This window comes from Flavobacterium ajazii, assembly GCF_010614725.1.
Classification (GTDB): Bacteria; Bacteroidota; Bacteroidia; order Flavobacteriales; family Flavobacteriaceae; genus Flavobacterium; species Flavobacterium ajazii.
Window position 1 is genome coordinate 99,907 of the sequence record NZ_JAAEHL010000003.1, and the last position, 20,623, is coordinate 120,529.

The following is a 20,623-nucleotide window of genomic DNA, read 5'->3' on the forward strand; positions in this document are numbered from 1 at the left end:
ACAAATAAAATTAAACTTTATAAAGCATTTATTTTGGCATCTATTAAATCAATTTATAATCGCTTAGGCATACAAATTTACATTTTTGAAGCCATCACATCCAGGATTGTTTTGAGAGAAATACTTACAGTAGATAGATTTACCGTCTTGATGATAAATTCCGGGGCTGTATGTATGCACGTTAACAGCAGAAAGATCCATTTGTTTGTAAACGAGGTTATCGTTATTCCAAAAAGGTCATTATGTGAAATTTTAATCATAACTAATCCCTTTAAAATTAGCCTGCTGTCTTTTACCTCTGAGTTTGCTTTTCATAATAGTACCAGATGGCCCCATGTAGGATATTTTGAATTTTTTGTTGCAAAAGATGCTACTAAAATTTTTTTAAAGGACAAAGAAATCGGATTGCTGGTTGATTTGCTTAAAATAATCAATAGTAAAGTAAGTCGTTCAAATAAGCACATTTTTAAAAAGGAATTATTGCTTTTGAGTTTTAATCTTTTTCTCTACGAATTGGCAAGGTCTTACTATAGATCGGCATGGTATGAAAATGTAAAGCATACTGGAAATGAAAAAATCGCTATCCATTTTCTCAGATTACTAGAACTTAACTGCAGAAAAGAACACAGTGTAAAGTTCTATGCAGATGCTTTAAATGTAACAACAGGCCATCTTACTAAAACTATCAAACAAGTTATAGAAATAACAGCAAAACAATGTATCGAAAATGCAATAATTCTGGAAGCCAAAATTCTTCTTCAAAATAATGATTTAACCATTTTACATATTTCAGAAGAATTGAAATTTGCAAATACTTCTTTTTTTAGTACTTTTTTTAAAAAGCATACTTCCCTGTCTCCTTCCGAATACCGATTACAATTAAACTCACATAAATAATTAAATAATAAAGTTTTTTGACTGGGAAAAGGATGTTCTATAAGCATTGATTCAGAGTACTGTCGGCAATAATCCGGGAGAAATATTTACTAAGTAAAAGTAAAAGAAATGACTCAAACCTATCTTTTAGAATGGATGGACTTAACGGTAACCTCAACCCTTAATCCTAACAAAACAGATCTTACTATGATTACTCCAGCTCAATCAAGGGCGATTATAGAAAAAGCTGCTGAACAAACATTTTTTATTCAATCACAGTTTACTGTACAGGTTTTTTCTCTTACCAAAGAGAAACAGATCAAAATTTTAGTTGGAAATTATTATTCTTCATTACTCTTTCTTTTAAATAGAATCAGAGAGATAAGCAATGATACAGATCTTAACAAAGATAATCTAACGGAGGTCACAACGGCTCTAATATCTTGTCTGGATGAGTTAATAACCTTTCTAGAATCAAGATTTTCAATTTATTTAAATGCCAGCGTTCAAACTACTGAAAAGAAAACAGATGACCGTTTAACAATCAATAACCCTTCGAGTAAAATTTTATGCAAGCTTTCAACAGATCAGACTGCCTTAATATTGAGAGCATCCGATGAATTAAAAATTCTTATTTCAAAATCAATGAATCATTTATTTAAAACAATTGTTCCTTTTCTATCCACTCCAAACAAAACAGATATTTCTTATAATTCTATGAGAAGCAAAGCATACACTGCTGAAGAGAGAGATAAGGAAATAGCAATCGAAACATTGGAACGGATGATTGAGCAGATTAAAGAATATTAACTAAAACATTAATAATTTAAAATTAAAAAACATGAAAAAGCTATCTTACATTTTAACCTTTGTCTTTATTATAGTGACTGGCTGTACCTCAAAAACATTAGATGAAAAATTGGCTACTGAGCTTATCTTAGAAAAAAATAAGTATCCTCGTGTTGTAGATCATGATATTTTCTGCGGTGATCCTTCACACGCTTATACCATTTTTAAATCCGGGCTTGTAGAAAAAGGATTTGTAAAAGTGCTTCAGTCGAAGAAATTTGGTGATACAACTTCCTTTATAAGTTTTACTATTGCAGCAAAACCCTATTTACAACCGACGCCGAAAGACGACAAAATATCTAAAATTCAACGTGTAAAAGTAGCAGATGAAGAATTTGGAGCAATCAAAGAAATAAGAATGATGAGTTCCGGCAATAAGGCAATTGTAGAGTATACTACGATTCGAAGAAAGAATATTTTTGCTGCAGCAATGAAAAATGGGCTGAAAGACACACTCAATCATGAAGTGTATTTTATACAAAGCGATGGTGGCTGGCAACTGTTGGATAAAAAGTCGGAGATTGATTTTTTGTCATTTTAGAATAGGGATAAACGATCCTAAAATAATTGATTTGATCATAAAAAAAGCCTGAAAATCTAAAAAAATATTCTCAGGCTTTTTTATAGTGGTCCTTACGAACTGTTTAAGAACCATTTTTACAACATTTAAAGAAAATTTCAATGGTGAATTTTATTTATAGTAAAAAGGTTAGTGTATTGCAGTAAAAACATTCATTTCCTTCAAGTTTCAAAATTGAAAAATGATGTCTCCACCACTCAAGTTTTTCTTTTCGGGTAAAAGACTGAAAAAGAATATTGCGATATATGCAGCAGTCTCTTTGAGAAAAAAAGCTATTATTGAAACAATTTTTGGTCAATTAAAAATTTTTTTTCAAGTTGAGCATTCAAGAAATCAATCACAAACCAATTACTCTAGCAACATATTTTCAGCTTTAATCGTTATAACTGTGTTGATAAATCCTCTTTAAAAGGCTTTTTTTTGAGACTAAACAACTATTTTTTTTAATGATTAATATCAAACTCACGTTAAATATGCAAAAATTTAGTTGACAGTTAAAAATCTCCAAAATATTTTATCGAAGATTGTTCCTTTAATCTCGTAAACGTATGATTATTTATAGCACATAAGGTGTATGGAAAAACTTTAAGTATTAGCCAAAATTAATACCAGATATTTAGGTTTCGTTTTTCATGTCGGACAAATTTATACAAAGAAGCCACGAAAACTTTCATGGCCTCTTTAAAAAAAATAATGGTAATCTTTTTTCAAATAAATTATTATCCTTGTAATTGTGGGTTTAAAACCCCAGCTGTAACGGTATAAATTAATCCATTAGGGCCTTCTTGCGCAAACCCAAAAATACCATATTGTCCTTCCTGATAAATTTGGTTGTCTCTTTCATTATAAGGTATAGCTGCCCATTTTTGAACATCAGAAGCTTTAACTGTTATTTTGGTTGTAGGATAGCCTGAATCTGATGGACAAGAGATCTCCAGGTTGAAAGAAGTGTCCAGAATATTATCATCTGGAACCAAAAACCAAGTAGGTGTAGGTCCGGAACCATTTTGTCCGGGAGGTATTGGCAAGGCTACCATTTCGTTAATTGAAAAAGAGCCGGTTCTTAAATTTCCATTAGTAATTTTTGTTACTTCACAGAATAGTTGACTTCCGTCTGCTGCTCCTGCATCGTTTTGACTTAGAGCAGATAATTGAAATACTGTATTTGTCGCCATATTTTTATGTTTTAAAAGTTCTTTGTTTTTTAATTACTGTTTCCTATTTATTCTGGTAAGTGTCACGTATTTTTTAGATAATTTCCAATGTCCACTAGTTTACCTTTACGAAGGGATCCCAAAAATAATAACCAAGGCTATTCCCTGAATTATCCATTATTTGAAAAGTAATTGAATACTGTGTAGTTCCTGAAGCCAGTACATTAGAGTTATAGTCCGTCTGCTTAACCACTTGATAACCAGAAGACCCCGCTGTATCATAAATATTTCGGTAAGTAACAACAGAAACTGGAACAGAAATTGACGGGGGATTAGGTTGAAAGCCTGGAGTTATACCTGCAATTATTGCATTATGCTGTAAACCAGATCCTGGACATGTTAATTCCCATTGAATAGTATCTCCTACATTAGCATCAATTTCCAATTCGGAGCTAGCCCTGCCGTTATGCTCTTTACTATCTATGTAGCCCCTGCTTGTTATCATATACACATATATATCTGAATCATCGTTTGATCCCAGAGATGTTGGACTTGTTGCTGTTCCTCCTTTAAGATTCTTTGCAAGAATCGTTTCAACATCTATTACACTAAGAATGTTTATTGTTTTTGCCATGATTTCTAAAATTTATTTAGTTGTTCCTACTCATAAGGCTTTTCGGATTTCACCCCGTTTTTATAGTGGTTTCTGAACTCCACTTTTAAATAAATGAGTAAAAATAAAACTAGCTAGCTTTTTAATTTCTTTAGTAAAAGTATTGTTTTACAATAGTTTAAATTTAAAAAATCCCATAAGTATGAAGTTTTTATCCATAAGAAGGCGAAACTACGGAACAAGAATTTTTTATCAGCATTTTTACAAAACAAAATAGGTTTGCCTGTTAATTATAATATACAAAATGAGCTCAACAATTGTTGAGCTCATTGGATTAAAAAAATGTATTTAATTAATTGTCTTCTGCAACATTAAGCAACGAAATTTGCAATGTATCTGCAATAGCAGGATTCACTGAAACCAATACAGCTGAAAAACGATCGGAATAAGCAAAATTATAAGCATCAGAAAGTTTTTGTAAAACAGCAGCATATTGGTTGTAGTACAATGGGTTATTTTGCAAAGCACTAAATAGAGAAGTACTGGGTATGGAAAACCAATCAGTACTTGAAATCGCTCCCACTTTTGTTTTGCCAATTATTGTTTCAGAACCAATCGCTCCAATATTAAATCCTGCCAATAAATCGCCGGTTATCCACCCATAAACGTCGTTTGCAGGATTTTGAGAAGTTTCTCCATTAATTGAAAAAGAGGCATTGGCACCATAAATACCACTTGGATTGATTAAATCATTTTTTTTATAAACGATAATTGTTGTCCCAACTACACTGCCTATAGTCCCGGTTAAAGTAATATCACCTGTATTGTCAATTGTAGCTGTTAAATTATAAGCTTGGGCACTTTGAGGCCCGGTGGTTGGTACATTTGGCCCAACGCCATTAAACTGACCTGCAATTGTGGCTATAATTCCATTTCCTAATCCGGGTATCACTTTTCCAACCATCGTATTGGGTCCAAAATTTTGAATCAGTGAGTTAAGATAGTCCTCAAAAAGATCATAAGGCGTAACTGGAACACCACCAATTGGCGGATAAGAAGAAGGCCCAATAACACGTGCAAAACCAGTTCCAGGTTGCGTTGGCAACTGTTCAAAACTGCCAGGGACAAGAGCAGGCAAAGCATTGCTTAAACCAGACTGTGGTGTAGCTGTAATAGCACTTAATTGTGTATAAATCATTTGAGAAGTTTTACCTGTTTTAATGCCATTATCTGTTTGTACAATTGCCTTATGCAAAAAAGTCTCTAGCTGCATGGGAATACTCCAATAGTCAATACTGGTTAAATCGGCTACATCAGTCGGATTTCCATTAAACGTTAATTCCATTTTATCATAGCGAAGAAAAAAATTGGGGTCGGTAATATTTTGGGCAGGCTCATAACCCGCATTCAGAACAGACCATGTCTGACCATACGATATATAAATCCTGCCACTAAAATTTTGAATGGACACTCCTGCACCCAAATCAGTTAAAGAATACCAGTTCCCTTTTCCTGCTTCTTTATTTAACGGTTGTATTTCGAGTTCTAAAGGTTGTAACTGATTTGGATCCGGATAGTGTATGCTAAATAGAGCTGTATCACTTCCGGAAACAAAACCTATTGATACAAGTTTATCAGATAAGCCACTGTTGTTCTTGAAAATTACTTTTAATGTTGCCATACTATTGTTTTTTTTAGTTTATGAACTATTTATAATTTTAGTCCAATAAAGGTAGTATGGCAAATCATTCCGATTTAAAAAAAAGGAACGAAACCGTGATTTTTTTGAATAAGAATAGAAAATCAGTCCTAAAAATTATTTTCAGATGTTTTATCGTGATGCAAAAAAATAAACCAAGCGAATGGATGTCTTTTTGGAACAAAGCAGGACATAGAGATTATTTTAAAATGTATGTCTTGCTAATGATATCTTTGTATTTATCACTTAGTATCACTCTATGATTTCCTTGTAGTATAATCAAATTATCTGCAGGAATAATCTCTGTCATTTTTTTAGTGTTCACAATAAAATTTCTATGTGTCCTGCAAAAAACAGTACTGTCAAACAATTCTAAGATTTTTGTTAATGATATAAGGATGATAAATTTTTCTTTTTCTGTTATAATATTACAATATTTTTCTTCGACTTCAATATAGATAATATCACTGATATCTACCTTTTTAAGTGATTTCCCTTTTTTAATAAATAAATATTCTTTGCTAATTACTGTGTTTTCTTCTTCGCTCAGAAAAACATCATCTTGGGCATAGAATTTTTCGACAGCCAACTCAAGAGCATATAAAAGTTCAAGCTCATTAAATGGTTTCATCAGATAACTAAATGGCTTTGTCAATTTTGCACGTTCAAATATTTTTCTGTCTGTAGAACTCGTTAGAAAAACAAAAGGCTTTGAAGCATTTGGAACGGCATTGATGCTTTCCGCAAAAGCAAGACCATCAGGCGAACCATTCAAAAAAATATCAATTATCACTATGTCAACCTTATTGTTATAAAACAGGGATAAAGCATCTTTATGATTTCTAGCCAAGCCTGCAATTGTATAGTTATTGGCTTGTAATCCTTTTATTAGAGCATCACTTTCTGATGGTATGTCCTCAATAATTAATACATTAATATTGTCCATTGTGGTACTTTTTAGCCAAAGATACGATGATTTTTGTTCCTTTCCCTAATTCGCTTTCTATATCCAATTTCCCATTATTTTTTTGGATCATTGATTTACACAATTGCATTCCTAAACCAGTACCGATTATTTCTGCATTCTCTTTTTTAGACATTAAGGTGGTTTCTTTCAGAAAAGATGTTCTTGTGTTTTCGCTCATGCCTATCCCGTTATCTTCAATAATCAACTCGCAATACTCTTCATTAGTATTTTGAGTATAAATTTTCAAGATTCCATTCTGTTTTGAAAATTTAATTGCATTGTCTAAAAAATTACGAAGTATTATTTTTAAAGATTCCTGATCGGCAAAAACTATATCTTTCTTAGAAACTGAATTTTCAAAAACAAGATTTTTTTCAGATATTAAAGGGAGATAATTATATGCCATCAGCTCTACAATAAAATACAAACGCATGGAAGTTACCTCAAAGAAAGATTGTTTTGTCTGGAGTAGAGCCCAGTGCAATAAATTATCCAATAAGTTATAAGTACCATTTGCAATAGCACTGTTTTGATGTAAAAGAGAATCCAGTTCGTCCAGATTTTTGGTAGCTAAATTTTCCCTTAATTTAGTATTGCTGGTTTTCATTGCATTGACAGAGGAACGCAAATCATGACTTACTATAGAAAACAAGGTATCTTTAGTATCATTCAATTCATCAAGTGTCTCTTTCTGGGTTAAGATGATTTTGTTGGTTTTTATTTTTTCTCTGTAAAAATAAACAGCCGTTCCTAATAACAATAAAAGCACAATCGATGAGTAGAACAGCCCATTTCTTTCGGCTATTTTAATTTTATTTTCGGCTTGAAGCAAACCTACTTCTTTTTGTTTTTGTTTTATTGCAAATTGTTTTTCTAGCTCCGCAACTTCCCATATTTTATTTTGATTGTTCAAAGAATCTTTCCATTGATCATATTCTTCTCTGTATGTTAATGCCTTTGCGAAATGGTTACGGTTTTTTTCTACTACAGCCATATTGAGTGCTGCATTTTGTTTTAATTGGTAATTTTTTACTTTTTTGGAAAGATTATACGCTTTCTCAAAATAAGGAATGGCCAGATTATCTTTGTACTGGTCATAGTATAATGTGGCAATATCTCCATAAGAGCCTACCAATATTGAAGAATTATTTTGTTTTTCCTCTAATTTTATACTCTCCAGTAAATAATACTCAGCTTTTTTAAATTCTTTTAAATGCAAATAACACAGCCCCAGATTGTGTTTCACACTACTTTTTTTTATACCCAAAAGCTTATCTTCATGGAGTTTTTCAATTTCCTGAAAGTAATTAATTGCCTCTTTGAATTTTTTTTCTTCCAAAACTATTTGACCAAGGAGCATTTTACTGTGATTAAAGAATTCAAAATCTTTAGAAATTGAAGTAAATTCCTTTTTACTTTCCTTTAAAATTTTTTTCTCTTTAAAACTAAATCCTCTAAAAAAATGGCAAAAGTTTTCAATCTCCTTACTTTGATTCCCAATACTCAACTGTTTCATCGAGTAAACTAAAGTTGAATCCCATTCTTTTTGCAAAAAAGAATATCGTGCTTTATTAAAATTAGATTCACCCATATTTTTTTTGCTTTTCGCTATAATTTCTTTTTCAAAAGCACTATGATTTTGTTGGGGAAAAAATAATTGAGGAAAAAGTAAAAAAATAAAGATTACTATTTTAGAAACAACTTTCATTTGCTAATTTTTGTTAGCAATTTAGTCAAAATAAAAAAAACAGAGACTAACTAAGCCACTGTTTTTTTACTTCCCTGATTATCATAAACCAGTTTGCACAGTCGTTACTGTTCCTCTGGAACCCGTTGGATCTTCATCCCACAAAAAAGTAACAATTTCCTTTAATTTTAAAAGGTCTGGTATTGGCAAGTCTTTAGGCAATATCCTATTGGGAGTATAATCTTTAGGATTTGCTTTAAAACTCAATTGAAAAATATTGAATGTTGAGCATGGTTCAGGAGCTACATCATAGCATACATAAAAATTAGCATAAGGCATTTTATTATTAGTATAACTGAAATCCTGTATAACCGTCAATTGATCAGCTGTAACTTTTGTTTTTTCACTAATAAATACGACAATACTAATCTGCATCTCGTATTTTTTATTTATTGTTACTTGCGCAATCGGAGGTAGCGGTTTTTTATGTCTAGGGTTAGGGAATTTTATTTGATATCCCAAGCTCTTTACTTTAACTCCTTTTATTTTAATACCAGCCGGTTTTTCTATTCGACAGCAAGAAGTATCTTGTTGATCTATTGTACTCATAATTATTTGTTTTTAGATTAAAATCTATTAAATTAAAAAAATAAGATTCCGTTTTAACGAGAGCTTGTTTTTATGATCCTAATACGATATACAATTGTTTACTTATTGTTTATTCCGCTTCTTGTTCAACAGTATCGTTGAATCTGTATTTGTAGTACAGACCACTTCTCAATAGTATAAGAAAATGGATCCGTTGATCTCGTTCGCCGCCTGATAGCGTTTAGCATTCATAAATACAAACGCCAAAACTAAATACGAATCCTGGGTAGTACTTTGTTATTTTGTTTGTTATAATTTGATTAATTTACTTTAACAATCAAAATTTTAAGAACGTAGGCTATTTTAAAATACCAAGGTTCCTAACGAAATTTTTTCTTTTGCAGGAACAAATCGAATTGATCTCGGTTAAAAGCATTAATTTAATACTGTACAAAGAAAATTAAAAGGATAACTTTTATTGAGTAAATTGGTACGAAGTGGTCTTTTTTTGGAACGAAGTAAAATTTAAATGAGACGAACAAAGATATGAGCATGAACATCATACCTTTTTTGCCACAAAAAGTTAAGGTTGTCTCCTTTTACTTTAATTAAAAAGTCAAATCCCATTATTTTTAAACTTACACACTTTTTAGGACAGTGTCCACAGCTTTTGTCTTTCCTGTCTCATAACCTCAACCTTATTTTCCTCCAAGGACAAATTCATATACATGTACAGTTTCAGACAAAGGATATTGTTGACTAATCTTCATGGCAACTCTTACTTTTTGCATAAAAAACAAGCTGTGGTCTGACCTATACCATAAAATTTTAAAAATCAAACAATTATACAAAACACCAGTAAATATACTCATTTAAAACACAATTAAAAATACCTTTTGCAAACCAAATTTAACTTTATGAAAAAGGGTATTGGCAGTTGAACTCTCAACTTGATTACAGCCATAGCAGTGATAATTATGATATGATTTCTCACATCCTTTCTCTGATCCGCATTTACTACATTTAAAGCCATCATACCACTTGATTTTGCTTAAATCAATCATCTGGAATTTTGTTGTTAAATTGAGTATTTTTTGACCTTTAAATTCCTCCATTGTCTTAAAATTAAAGAAATAATATATAGAAACTAAATTAGTAACTCGTAAAATTTTATCTTCAAAAAGCAGGAGTCTTAAATGATTATCAATGAGCAGTATATAACCTTATAATTACGTTAATAAGAACTTTCTCGAAAATAAATCCAAAAAATGGTACTTTTGCACTGATTAAACAAAACAACAACTTTGAAAAAGTATCTAATCATATTGCTTAGCTGCATTATTTTAGTACCATCATTTGGTAGTGTGTTTGTTTATTTATCTTTTAAACTAGAGCAACAAGAGATTGTAAAAACCATCTGCGTACAGCGAAAAATGGTTTTTAATACCTGTAACGGACACTGTGAACTTCAAAAAAGTCTAAAGAAATACGACGACAACGAAAAGAAAATGCAGAACAACCTGAAAGAAAAAACAGAGTTGGTTTACATTTTACATACTTCAAATAATACTTTCAAATTAATAGAACCTATTGAAATCAAAGCAGACTTTCCAGCTAGATTCGACAATAAACCTATTTCTGTTTCAACCGAGACTTTCCGTCCCCCTTCTTTTTTTATATAAATTCTAATTTCAATTTCAATTCGTATTGGAATTACTTTTCATTGTTATACAACAATGAAATAGTGCTTGCACTCTAATAAAATTACAATTATATAAAAATTATAAAATGAAAAAAGGGATATTTTTTGCGGCAGCTTTGGCGGCTTCACTACAAATATATGCGCAAAAAAAAGATAGCATAACCAACAAATATACCTTAATGGACGAGGTAATTATTGAAGGAGTCAGAAAGTCCAAAGATGTTTCCAGTGAACTGGCTTCTAAATTGCCACTCAAGAACCTGGAAAATCCTCAGGTGACCGCTTCGGTTTCACCACAACTTATTAAAAACAGAAATTTTTTCACCCAAGGCGAAATGCTGAAAAATGCCACTGGTGTTGCCCCTAGTTGGGCGGGAATTTCACCTTATTATTCCATCAGGGGATTTCGTACCCGTTCCAGCTTCAGAAATGGTGTAAACGGTTATGTAGCCTCTGATATGGATCCAGTTAACATCGCTCAGTTAGAAGTGATAAAAGGGCCGAGCGCCGTAATTTTTGGAGGTGGTGGCACAACCATGATTACTTTTGGAGGACTCATTAATCGTGTTACTGTAAAACCCCAGCAGACCACTTTTGCTGACATTAGTGTAATGGGCGGATCTTACAATCTGCAACGGACAACTCTTGATATCAACAGACCTCTTGACAAAGACGGAAAGGTTCTTGCTCGATTAACCGGTGCTTATAGCTACAATGATACTTTTCAGGACCAAGGTTTTTCAAAAACATTTTTTTTAGCGCCCAGCATTTCTTATAAAATCAGCGATGATTTAAATATTCAGCTTGATGCCGAAATTTTAAACAAAACAGCTACGAACAATACGCTGTACCAAGTGGCTTTGGGGACTGCTAAATCAGCTGATGAACTTAATTTAGATTATTACCGATCTTTCAATGACAACTCGGTTACGATGAATAACAAGGCGGTAAATATTTATGGAAAAATCATTTACAGGCTTTCAGAGAATTGGAAATCAGAGACCAATTTAATCTCAGTCAATAATAAGACTCCGGGGTATTACATTAGGCTAAGATTAGATGACGACAGCAAAAATGTGACACGAAGAGTGTACAGAATGTATCCGGAAAATATTACCAGCCAACAAATCCAACAGGACTTTGTCGGGAATTTCAAAATTGGCAACATCAAAAACCGACTAATTGCAGGTGTTGAATATTATCATTATCTCTATGGGATTGCCAGTAAATCTATGAATTTTACTAAAGTTTCGGCTACTGCTCCAGATCCTCAAAATGCTTATTTCAATAATGAATATATTTCCGGTCAATTGGATTCAAAACCTTATGGAGAGAATTATAAGGCGATTCAAGATCATTATTCCCTATATGTTTCAGATGTTATCAACCCATTGGAGAATTTAAGTGTAATGCTTAGCGCCCGAATAAATTACATCAATAACAAAGGGACTGAGGATTTATTAACAGCAACAACTACCGGGGATTATACACAAACGGCTGTTTCTCCGAAATTGGGAATCAATTACCAGATTATCCCTGAAAGAATAGCATTGTTTGCCAATTATATGAATGGTTTTCAGCCGCAGGCACCACAATCAGTAAACGGACAAATGACAAATTTCCAGCCCGTTTATGGAAATCAATGGGAATCTGGAGTTAAAGTTTCTTTGAAAAAGAACCTTTTAGATGCCGTTTTGAGTTATTATAATATTGATGTAACCAATGCGGTAAGACAAAACCCAAATGATACGGCTTCCTACATGCAGGACGGCGAGCAGTGCAGTAAAGGTTTTGAGGCAGATTTAGAATCAAATCCGATAAGAGGACTCTTTCTGCATGCCGGTTTTGCTTATAATGACAGTAAACTTATTGTTTCAGATGCGCTTACTCAAGGTTTAAGACCTGTAGATGCCGGCCCTAAATTTTCCGGAACGTGGTATGTTAATTATGCTCCGCAGTCAAAAGCTTTAAATGGCTTTTCGTTTGGTATAGGGGGGAGTCATTATGGTAAAGATTTGATGATTAATAATACCAATGGTTCTTTTTACACGAATCCTTATACCTTGATCAATTCGGTTCTAAGTTTTGAGAAAACCCGTTATGTATTTTCACTTTCTGCCAATAACCTGCTCAATGAGCACTATTGGTACGGCGGTCGTGGTATGATTACTCCAGGAACTCTTCGCCAAGTGATTTTATCTCTAAAATTAAAATTATAATACTGTAATTCAGAACTTCTAGTGAAAAAAATTACAAAAACCTCATTTAAACTGCATAGTTACCTCGGATTGTTTTTCGGGGTACTGTATTTATTTTTTGGAATTTCGGGCGCTTTATTGGTTTTTAAAAAAGAGATCGAGTATTTCAATAATCCGCCGATGCATTATTGCGTTAAAGGCAGTAAAACCATTTCATTAAACCAGATGTATCATAAAGTCTCTGAGAGGTATCCCCAGGCGCGGCAGATCATGCTTCAGACTTTTCCCAGAAATACCTGCGACACCTATGAATTTATGATTTTTAATTATCAGGACAAGGCAAACGATAATTATCTCTATTGCTGTATGATAGACCCTTATTCTGGAAAAATTATGAGAGAGGGCAGTTTTGGTTCTTTGCAATCCCCTTTTTTCCGCTGGCTGTATGCTGCGCATTACTCGCTTTTAATTGATAAACCAGGCCGGCTTATAACGGCAATTGCGGCCATTACTTTATTATTAAACTTAATTACAGGTGTGATCATTTATCGTAAAAAGATATTTGCCGTACTTATTTTTAAAGAGAAGTTAAATCGTAAATCTTCCAGAACGCTTTCTTCTTCATTGCACAGGATTATTAGTGTCTGGACTTTGATGCTTAATTTCATTCTTTTTTTTACCGGTTTCTGGATGAATAAAAGTCTTTTTTTACCTGCTGAATGGGAATTAATTCCTAAGAAAGAACAGAATTATCAGGTAAAGGCAAATATTGACCAAGTAATAAAACAGGCTCGGGAGATTCCGAATTTTAATCCAATTGCCGTAAAAATAGCTGCTGATAAAAAAACAGACATTATAGTAAGCGGCGAGTTTTCGGATACTGAAAATCCATTGTATTTTGGGAAAGGCAGCGACGTTTATTATGACAGTGATAATGGCAATTGGATCAAAACCATACGCATTGAAGAAAAATCATTTTCTGACCGGTTTTATTGGATCATGAAACAGCTTCACAGAGGGGATTATGATAATTTTTGGATTAAAATTTTGTATGTAATTGCCGGATTTAGCCCTGGAATACTTTCTATTACGGGATTTATTCTTTGGAAAACAAAAGGCAAAAAGCAATAACTGCTTAAAAACAGTTTGAAACTTCATTATAAAAAATAATAGAATTGGGTGACAAATACTTATAATTTAGAATACATTTCTTGTAAATATTCATAAATAAATCTCCAATGAAGCAGGTCAGAATCATCGTAAACCTTAGCAAAAGAGCCCAAAGAACCTTATTTTACAAGATTGTAACGATCTTTTTTTCCATCTTTACACTTATTAAAAATGAGAATTTTTATAAAGAAACTGTAAAAACCCGCCACGATGAAGATCTGATGGTTTACAACCAAAGAAATGTTTAAAATCTTTTATAAAATGGGACTGGTCAAAGTATCTGAAATCGTGGGTTGCCTGCTCCCAGTCAACATTTTTTATCTGTTGTATTTCTTTGTAAGCTACATTTTCCCTTACAATACGGCTGTAGGTTTTTGGAGAAACGCCGATCTGCTGTTTAAAATGGTTTTGAAAAGAGGCTCTGGTCATTCCTACTTTATTGCGCAGCTGAACAATATCCATCTGGCCTAAACTTGTAATGATATGCTCCATAGCCACTAGAATTTCTGTCTTTGTTTTATTCTTAGACCTTACAGCAATTTGGAGGAGCCAATTATCTACTACTAGGAATCATACTGTCAATATCCAGACCGCAGTCATCCAGTTGATTATAAAATGTGACAGTATCCGGTAAAAAATTATCTGCTTCCATCCATTTATTGGTAAAATAGTTTTTGGGAATTCCAAACAATTCAAAAGCAGCACCCGCCTTAAGTTCTACCAGGATTTCTGAATTGACAATGGCTTCACTTGTAAAATATTTTACCTCATCAGTCTGCCCGCTAAAACGGATGCGTGCCGAGTGCTGTTCTTTCCTGCCAATATCAATTACACTGGCAGGCGAAACAAGAATAGCCAGTGTATTACTGACTGTTGGGGAGACTACCCAGGGCTGTCTGAACACCGGATCATTACCAAAGTAGATGATACGATAGCAAGATACTGAAGCAGAGGATGTAGGGTGTAAATTTTCAATAGAAAAAAAAATTAGATTACAGCATGCAAAAGTAAATAAAGCCGTAAATAAAAAATGCTTTTGGGCTTAGCCTTTTTTACAATGGAATAAAAAAATAAAGATTTTATTTGGAATTATGCGCTGTTTTATTTTAAAATGTGTAAGATCTCTGAATATTATTATTGCTAAAAAACACCTTTTTGAGAAGTAAAGAATCCTTAACCAGATGATTACAAAAAAGATTAACTTTGCACAAATCAACCTATCATGAAGAGTGAAGTTTCGAAGGTAACCTACAAAGACCGTATTTTATGGATAGCTTTCTATCCGCTGTCAGCAATATCGTTTCTTTTTTTTGCCAATGACAATCCAATAGCAAAACTGATTCGCTTGCCTTCCTTTTTCACCGATCTTGTTTTTGCATTGCTCATTACCTTTTCCACCGGACTTTATGTAAGGCAGATAATATTGTACTTTGATAAAAAACATCCTTGGCAAGAACATCTCAAAACCAGACTGTGGCTCCAGGCCTTGTATGGCATTCTGGTGCCACTCCTTGTTGCGATGATATTGGAAGTACTGTATTTAATCGCTATCAATATCAATTTTGCCAATTCCTCTATCCTTCATTTAGAACTTCCTCTGGCTTTTTTACTGCTGTTGCTTGTAAATAGCTTTTATGTTGGCGTATACCTATTTCAGAACAAAAAAACTGAAATCATTACTGTTGAAAAAATAATAACGCTCGAAAACAAAGCGACGATACCTTATTTTGTGGTGCACAAAGGCTTCAATGAACTAAAAATAGAAACGACCGATTGCGCCTTCATTAAAAGCCATGAAAAATTGCTCTGGCTTTACACTTTCGACAACGAAGTCTTTCGTTTAGATGGTACACTGGAGGAGTGGGAAAAGAAATTAGAAAGCAGCTTTTTTCGGATCAACCGTCAATATTTAACATCGGCCGAGGCTATTCAGGCTGTTATAGCTACCGAAACCCGAAAACTAAAAGTAGATTTCGTAATTCCTGTAAACGATGCCGTTTACATTTCAAAAACCAATACTTCCGATTTCAGAAAATGGTGGAAAAAATAGCTGTCCGTTTCAGTCTGTAATATGTCCGTTTTAGTTTTTTAGATCGTAAGTTACTAGCAAACAACCGTATGTAGAAATAATTTTGTAGCAAAATACAGAATTATTTCATGCATACAAAAACGATTTATTCATCACTATTAATTGGTTTACTATTTTCCTCCCTGGTTTATGCACAGGAAAAGGGTATTCCTATCACCGTATCTGCTTTTAATCAGGCTACATCAATGCCCTTTTCAGAACTGCTAACCTCCCCAATCCATCCCGGAATAGCAGTAGCAACCGAATTGAACTACAGCAAACAGCCAAAGCACAGCAGACTGTTTCAAACCATTGGAGCCAGTTATTACTATCACAGGTATTTAAATCAGGCTGTAACTGTTTTTTCTGAAATGGGTTACGAATATCGTTTTAAGCCAGGCATCGAATTATCAGCACTGCTCGGTGTGGGCTATATGCGAAGCTTTCGTAACGCAACAGAATATGCCTTTGAAAACGGAAGTTATTCTGCCACAAAGAATACAGGTACAGGACGTTTTGCACCCTCCTTTTCTTTAGAGACAGGCTATTATCTACATCCAAAAAGCATAACCAGCCTTAAACTATTCGTTCGCTATCAGGTATGGGTCGAATATCCTTTTTCGCTCGGATTTATCGATTTGATGCCACATAACAACTTACACTTAGGTGTAAAGTTTTTTATAGGTGCAAATAAATAATTAGCCAACTAATTGAATATTAAGCCTAAAACACATCAGCAAAACAGCCTGAAAATAGACCAGAATATGAGAAGCATAAATATAAAGCAGGTAGTTACAGAAAAAGACCTATTTAATTAAACGAATATCTAACAGTATATAAATTGATTAGCCAATCCTCTACCAGATAAAATAATTGACAATGAAAAAAATTTTTGTAGTATCATTTTTTGCATTGCTGTTTACAGCTTGCGAAAAAGACGAAGTTATCGACCCTAAAGCTTATTCCTGCAATTTTGATTTTGTCGACAATAGCGCAAGCCATCCCAAAGCACAGCAATACCAGGCAAAATTGGATGAAATAGTAAAAAAAGGAACTGTCGGTATTATGATGAGCGTGTACCATCCCAATTCGATACAATGGCTGGGAGCTTCCGGCAAAGCTGATATTTCTAACAATGTGCCCATGCAACCCTGTATGATCTCACGGATGGGATCGACGATAAAAATGTTTACTGCCACAGTAACAATGATGCTTTATGATGAAAATAAAATCAATCTGGACGAAAAAATAGCACATTACCTCAAAGGCAGTTACATCGGCAAAATCCAAAATGCAGAAACTGCTACCATCCGCCAGTTATTACAGCACAGTAGTGGTATTTACAACTACATTCAGAACCCGAAGTTTCAGACCGCTTCGATGAACAACCTCAAAAAAGAATGGCATGCTGAAGACTTAATGTCCTATGCCTACAATCAGGACGCCTATTTTGCATCGGGTACAGATGTGCGATATTCCAATACCAATTACATACTGCTCGGAATTTTAATAGAACAGATTGAAGGCAAACCTTTGCATGAAGTTTTCGAACAACGCATTTTTAAGGCTTTTGGAATGACAAAATCGTTATTCGCCTCAAAAAATCCTGTGCCACACAATATTGTTCGGGGCTATATAGACTTATACAGTAATTTTAAAATAACCGAAAGCACTTATTTCAGCGGTTGGGATTATTATACTGCCGATGGCGGGCTGATTTCCAATCCTTATGATATGTCACTATTCTTTCAAAAGTTAATGAATGGAGAAGTTGTAAATCCGAAACTATTGGCCGAAATGCTGACATGGAAAACGCCCCATGAACAGGATCCCGATTTCTTCCCAATTGAGTACGGATTGGGTATTTTTAAAATGAAAACCCCCAAAGGCGATGTCTATTATCACAGTGGAGATGCCATTGGCTATTATGCCAATATGATTTACATAACCTCATCAAAATCCGTAATCGTATATGCTGTAAACAGTAATTATGGCAAACTGGACGAATGGGTCTCTACCAAAAAAGCTATCGAAAATATATTGGAAACAGTCTGGTAAACATTTTAATACCAGATAATAAGAAGCAAAAAACGAATGATAAATTACTTTTCAAGCTAGCGTTTTTTACAATCATGAATGAATATGAAAAACTTTATTTGCAAAATCCTTAAAACAATACAATTATGAAATTCAGACAAGCAGTATTTGCACTTACATTATTAAGCATAACAATGTCTTGCAGTAAAGACACAGAAGACGATAACAGTACCTCAAAAGCAACCAATGTTTACGTAATTGGCTGGGAAAAGAACGATGGTAAAAATTTGGCCAAAATCTGGAAAAACGACACAGCAACCAATCTTACCAATTGTACACAATAAGCATTAGCATTAGATATAGCAATAGCAAAACAGTAATAAACAGTTGAGTAAAACGGAAGTAATTGTTGAAAAATCACAGTTTAGACAATCAACAAATTTGGTAATAATTAAGGAGCTTGGGTCAGTTAATGCACTGCCCTAAGTTTTTTGACCGTAATTCGTCATCTAGTAAGATTTTCTTTTTCAGTACATCTAATTTTAAATATAATCCATTTGGTTTACCAATAACTTTTAATCAATTAATAAATAAAAAATAAAGCTGTAAGATCTTTTAACGCAGCGTATCTAAAGAGTATAAATTTTCTAAAACTGCAATTTATGAAGTACTTATTTTTATCCTTATTGTTTGTATCGTTACTGTCCTGTTCAAAGTCAGGAGATGAAGACATCGTACCAGATAATCAGGCTCCAAAAGCCTTTACGCTTACTTCTCCTGCAAGTAATGCAACTGGTTTTGCCACAACACCGGCACTAAGCTGGCAAGCCGCAACTGACCCTGATGGTGATACGGTAACGTACAGTGTTTATCTTGACCAGAACGTCAATCCCATAACACTGATAAAAAGTGGGTTAACCGCTGTTAGTTATATGCCAACTACTGCGCTGGCAAACAATATTGTCTATTACTGGAAAGTAGTAGCTACCGATGCCAAAGGTGCAACCACGGCAAGCAGTGTGTTTAAATTTACAACTGTTGCAACTGTACCTGCCACCAAGAGCTTGCCCGTGAAAGTAACTCACACAAATATAAGTGGAGCGGTTACCCAAACCAGTACCATAACCTACGATAATCAAAAGCGTATCAATAAAGTCACAATTGTTAATCAAACCCCTAACCAAAACTTAACAAATACCTTTAGCTATGAAGCCGATAAAATCACTGAAATAATAGAATATAATGACCCAGCAATACAGACTAAAAAACAAATCTATTATTACAATGCTAATGGAGTGTATAAAGAAGAACAGTTTTTTAATGGCACACTTCGTTATATCATAGATTGGTACTACCGCCCTGATGGTGGAAAAGAGAGAAGAATAAAAAACACTTCAGGAAATCTCTTGACAACCTGGTATTACCGTTTTGGTGCAACTGGAAATATCGAACGTGTGGTAATAGATGATGTAAATGTTACAGTGGAAGATTGGGAATATATTTTTAGTAATTACGATACTAAATTACGTTCTATTTCAAATCCGGTAAATGATATGATAGCCTTTATTATGATGGGTTTTCCGGGAACAAATTTTCCTGCGCCCAATAATCCGCAGGCTTATATAAGGAAGTCGCTTACATCAGGTAATGTAATTAACACATCTACTTTGGAATACACCTACAACAATAAAAATCAGGTTACCGTAATGAAAATTAAGGATGCTAACAACGGTTCTTTAAAAGAAAGCCGTACCATCGACTATCAGGAATTTTAAATAGAAAATGATTAGATAACAAAACCTTATAGGTTTTAAAAATCTATAAGGTTTAATAAAAAAATGCAAATACCAACACTCAATAAAAATATCTCTCTTACAGACTTTAATGATTTTTATTGGTTAAAGGAAGAACTGGTTTCTTTTTGCAGGAACGAAAGCATCGGTACAGTTGGCGGAAATCAGGAACTGGCAAAAAGAATAAGAGCTTATATTTCCACTAGCGAAATTGTGAAGGTGAAAACAGCAATCAAAAAATCAAAATACACCTTTGACCGGAAGACCGAAACGCTAACAAAATCGACCATCATTACCGACAATTATAAAAACTCGGAAAATGTAAGGGCATTTTTTCTTACCGAAATAGGTTCGTACTTTTCATTCAGCGTAAAGTTGATGAACTGGATGAAACAAGCTAAAGGAAAGACCTTGCAGGATGCCATTGAAAAATGGAAGAAAATTAGCGCCCTGAAAAAAGATAAAGATTACCAGACCGAAATTGCCCCACAGTTTGAATACAACCGTTAGATGCGTGCTTTTTTTGGCAGACGATCCCCCCTTTACAGCAAAGGACACAATGAAATACTGGAAATTGAAAAAAGAACAACGTGGTACAAATGAATATGAACCAGAGGATTTAAAATTGATTGAACAGAAATA

At 33.6% G+C, this 20,623-nt stretch carries 20 protein-coding genes and 3 pseudogenes; 13 read left to right on the forward strand and 10 right to left on the reverse strand.

The annotated features are described in order from the left end of the window. The first annotated feature begins 33 nt into the window (after positions 1–33). The 4 genes and pseudogenes from GWR14_RS05805 to GWR14_RS05820 all read left to right on the forward strand — a co-directional run. A complete protein-coding gene (locus GWR14_RS05805; RefSeq protein WP_157505946.1) occupies positions 34–897 on the forward strand; it encodes a helix-turn-helix domain-containing protein in 864 nt (287 codons plus the stop codon). 108 nt (positions 898–1,005) lie between these two features. Further along, entirely contained in the window at positions 1,006–1,686 is a 681-nt protein-coding gene (locus tag GWR14_RS05810) for a hypothetical protein (RefSeq protein WP_031456895.1), read from the forward strand. 31 nt (positions 1,687–1,717) lie between these two features. Next, the gene (locus GWR14_RS05815; RefSeq protein ID WP_031456894.1) at positions 1,718–2,266 is read left to right on the forward strand and encodes a hypothetical protein; all 549 of its coding nucleotides are present in this window, start codon (positions 1,718–1,720) and stop codon (positions 2,264–2,266) included. A gap of 259 nt (positions 2,267–2,525) precedes the next feature. Further along, positions 2,526–2,796, forward strand: a pseudogene (locus GWR14_RS05820) (hypothetical protein); the annotation flags it as partial. A gap of 228 nt (positions 2,797–3,024) precedes the next feature. Here the strand turns inward: GWR14_RS05820 and GWR14_RS05825 are convergent. From GWR14_RS05825 to GWR14_RS24110, 8 genes and pseudogenes are all read right to left on the reverse strand, one after another. After that, a complete protein-coding gene (locus GWR14_RS05825) occupies positions 3,025–3,480 on the reverse strand; it encodes a hypothetical protein (protein ID WP_031456892.1) in 456 nt (151 codons plus the stop codon). 94 nt (positions 3,481–3,574) lie between these two features. Continuing rightward, on the reverse strand, positions 3,575–4,093 hold the full coding sequence (locus GWR14_RS05830; RefSeq protein WP_031456891.1) for an AidA/PixA family protein: 519 nt from the start codon (positions 4,091–4,093) through the stop codon (positions 3,575–3,577). Between the two features lie 331 nt (positions 4,094–4,424). Continuing rightward, positions 4,425–5,753 (reverse strand): beta-1,3-glucanase family protein, encoded by a 1,329-nt coding sequence (locus GWR14_RS05835; protein ID WP_031456890.1) that lies wholly within the window; start codon positions 5,751–5,753, stop codon positions 4,425–4,427. A gap of 217 nt (positions 5,754–5,970) precedes the next feature. Beyond that, on the reverse strand, positions 5,971–6,717 hold the full coding sequence (locus GWR14_RS05840) for a LytR/AlgR family response regulator transcription factor (protein ID WP_031456889.1): 747 nt from the start codon (positions 6,715–6,717) through the stop codon (positions 5,971–5,973). Next, positions 6,704–8,329 carry a tetratricopeptide repeat-containing sensor histidine kinase gene (locus tag GWR14_RS05845; RefSeq protein WP_246236290.1) on the reverse strand — a complete coding sequence of 542 codons (1,626 nt, stop codon included), beginning with the start codon at positions 8,327–8,329 and terminating at the stop codon, positions 6,704–6,706. Before GWR14_RS05845 ends, GWR14_RS05840 begins: the two co-directional genes overlap by 14 nt. Before the next feature lie 198 nt (positions 8,330–8,527). Beyond that, on the reverse strand, positions 8,528–9,034 hold the full coding sequence (locus GWR14_RS05850; RefSeq protein WP_031456887.1) for a hypothetical protein: 507 nt from the start codon (positions 9,032–9,034) through the stop codon (positions 8,528–8,530). A 680-nt stretch (positions 9,035–9,714) separates the two neighbouring features. Continuing rightward, positions 9,715–9,810: pseudogene (locus tag GWR14_RS24105) on the reverse strand (IS1595 family transposase); the annotation flags it as partial. Between the two features lie 78 nt (positions 9,811–9,888). Next, positions 9,889–10,128 (reverse strand): annotated as a pseudogene (locus GWR14_RS24110) (IS1595 family transposase); the annotation flags it as partial. A 189-nt stretch (positions 10,129–10,317) separates the two neighbouring features. On the opposite strand from GWR14_RS24110, the gene GWR14_RS05855 reads away from it, so the two are divergent. The 3 genes from GWR14_RS05855 to GWR14_RS05865 all read left to right on the forward strand — a co-directional run bounded on the left by GWR14_RS05855 (position 10,318) and on the right by GWR14_RS05865 (position 14,044). Further along, on the forward strand, positions 10,318–10,695 hold the full coding sequence (locus GWR14_RS05855; protein ID WP_031456886.1) for a hypothetical protein: 378 nt from the start codon (positions 10,318–10,320) through the stop codon (positions 10,693–10,695). Positions 10,696–10,801: 106 nt separating this feature from the next. Then, entirely contained in the window at positions 10,802–12,934 is a 2,133-nt protein-coding gene (locus tag GWR14_RS05860) for a TonB-dependent siderophore receptor (RefSeq protein ID WP_163408120.1), read from the forward strand. A gap of 21 nt (positions 12,935–12,955) precedes the next feature. Beyond that, the gene (locus GWR14_RS05865; protein ID WP_031456884.1) at positions 12,956–14,044 is read left to right on the forward strand and encodes a PepSY-associated TM helix domain-containing protein; all 1,089 of its coding nucleotides are present in this window, start codon (positions 12,956–12,958) and stop codon (positions 14,042–14,044) included. Between the two features lie 204 nt (positions 14,045–14,248). Here GWR14_RS05865 and GWR14_RS05870 read toward each other — a convergent pair whose 3' ends face one another. Both GWR14_RS05870 and GWR14_RS05875 read right to left on the reverse strand, forming a co-directional pair. Continuing rightward, positions 14,249–14,575, reverse strand: coding sequence for a helix-turn-helix domain-containing protein (locus GWR14_RS05870; RefSeq protein WP_031456883.1), 327 nt, complete (start codon positions 14,573–14,575; stop codon positions 14,249–14,251). Positions 14,576–14,636: 61 nt separating this feature from the next. Beyond that, positions 14,637–14,987 (reverse strand): hypothetical protein, encoded by a 351-nt coding sequence (locus tag GWR14_RS05875; RefSeq protein WP_163408121.1) that lies wholly within the window; start codon positions 14,985–14,987, stop codon positions 14,637–14,639. A gap of 318 nt (positions 14,988–15,305) precedes the next feature. On the opposite strand from GWR14_RS05875, the gene GWR14_RS05880 reads away from it, so the two are divergent. The 6 genes from GWR14_RS05880 to GWR14_RS05905 all read left to right on the forward strand — a co-directional run bounded on the left by GWR14_RS05880 (position 15,306) and on the right by GWR14_RS05905 (position 20,491). Further along, the gene (locus tag GWR14_RS05880) at positions 15,306–16,133 is read left to right on the forward strand and encodes a LytTR family DNA-binding domain-containing protein (protein ID WP_031457130.1); all 828 of its coding nucleotides are present in this window, start codon (positions 15,306–15,308) and stop codon (positions 16,131–16,133) included. Positions 16,134–16,240: 107 nt separating this feature from the next. Next, on the forward strand, positions 16,241–16,849 hold the full coding sequence (locus GWR14_RS05885; RefSeq protein WP_031457131.1) for a hypothetical protein: 609 nt from the start codon (positions 16,241–16,243) through the stop codon (positions 16,847–16,849). Between the two features lie 181 nt (positions 16,850–17,030). Continuing rightward, complete coding sequence (locus tag GWR14_RS05890) at positions 17,031–18,209, forward strand: serine hydrolase domain-containing protein (protein ID WP_031457132.1); 1,179 nt, start codon at positions 17,031–17,033, stop codon at positions 18,207–18,209. A gap of 125 nt (positions 18,210–18,334) precedes the next feature. Beyond that, positions 18,335–18,532 (forward strand): hypothetical protein, encoded by a 198-nt coding sequence (locus tag GWR14_RS05895; RefSeq protein ID WP_031457133.1) that lies wholly within the window; start codon positions 18,335–18,337, stop codon positions 18,530–18,532. A 318-nt stretch (positions 18,533–18,850) separates the two neighbouring features. Continuing rightward, on the forward strand, positions 18,851–19,963 hold the full coding sequence (locus tag GWR14_RS05900) for a hypothetical protein (protein WP_031457134.1): 1,113 nt from the start codon (positions 18,851–18,853) through the stop codon (positions 19,961–19,963). A gap of 63 nt (positions 19,964–20,026) precedes the next feature. Then, positions 20,027–20,491, forward strand: coding sequence for a DUF6434 domain-containing protein (locus tag GWR14_RS05905; protein WP_051872963.1), 465 nt, complete (start codon positions 20,027–20,029; stop codon positions 20,489–20,491). The last annotated feature ends 132 nt before the right edge of the window (positions 20,492–20,623 follow it).